This window comes from Methylobacterium tarhaniae (assembly GCF_001043955.1).
In the GTDB taxonomy this organism is placed as follows: domain Bacteria; phylum Pseudomonadota; class Alphaproteobacteria; order Rhizobiales; family Beijerinckiaceae; genus Methylobacterium; species Methylobacterium tarhaniae.
Genome location: NZ_LABZ01000423.1, coordinates 1 through 802 on the forward strand (window position 1 = coordinate 1; position 802 = coordinate 802).

Annotated in this window: 1 protein-coding gene and 1 pseudogene; one reads left to right on the forward strand and one right to left on the reverse strand. The window is 72.1% G+C overall.

The window, feature by feature from the left end; all coding sequences use genetic code 11:
- The coding region (locus VQ03_RS30405) for an S-adenosylmethionine:tRNA ribosyltransferase-isomerase (protein ID WP_048454672.1) at positions 1 to 444 on the reverse strand (444 nt) is incomplete at its 3' end.
- Between the two features lie 96 nt (positions 445 to 540).
- Between VQ03_RS30405 and VQ03_RS30410 the strand changes: the two are divergent.
- Positions 541 to 756 (forward strand): annotated as a pseudogene (locus tag VQ03_RS30410) (MarR family winged helix-turn-helix transcriptional regulator); the annotation flags it as partial.
- Positions 757 to 802: the final 46 nt, after the last annotated feature.

Consider the following 802-nt stretch of genomic DNA (forward strand, 5'->3'; position numbering starts at 1 on the left):
CGGAGAGGTGTATAAGAGACGGGTCCCCCCCCCCCCCCCGCGCCCACCCGCCTCGACGCCACGATCGTCGAGGCGGGTGAGCGCGCAGGTCTCGCCTTCTCCGGCCTGGCCGAAGGTGACCCGGTCGCCGACCTTCAGGCGCTTGGCCGGCCGCGCGAAGGCGCGCCAGCGATCCGGCGCCTCCCGCAGGTGGAGCATCGCCTCGAGGCGCACCGTGCCGCCGTCCCGGTGACGCAGGCCGCGCAGGCGCGCCGGGATCACCCGCGTGTCGTTGAACACCAGCACGTCTCCGGGCCGCAGCAGGCCGGGGAGATCGCGCACGATGCGGTCCTCCGGGGGCGAACCGGCATGCAGCAGCAGCAGCCGGGCGCCGTCCCGCGGCACCGCGGGCCGGAGGGCGATGCGGTCCTCCGGCAGGTCGAAATCGAACAGGTCCACGCGCATCCGGCCCTTCAGCCAGGATTCCGCCGCCGGATCAATGGGGCACGAGCGCTCCGGCTTGTTGACAATATGCTGTCATTTTGAAACCATGTTGCCGAAATGAAGGAAGGTTCCGTGTCCCAGGTCGAGGCCGCCACCGCGCTGATCCTGGAGGTTTTCCGCCTCAACGGCGCCCTGCTCGCCGCGGGCGATGCCCTCACCCGCGACCTCGGCCTCACCAGCGCCCGCTGGCAGGTGCTCGGCGCCGTGGCGCTGGCGGGCAGGTCGCTGACGGTGGCGGGCGCGGCGCGGGCGATGGGGGTCACACCGGCCGGGTGGCTCTTATACACATCTGGCGCTGCCGGCGAATAGAGAGGGGGTG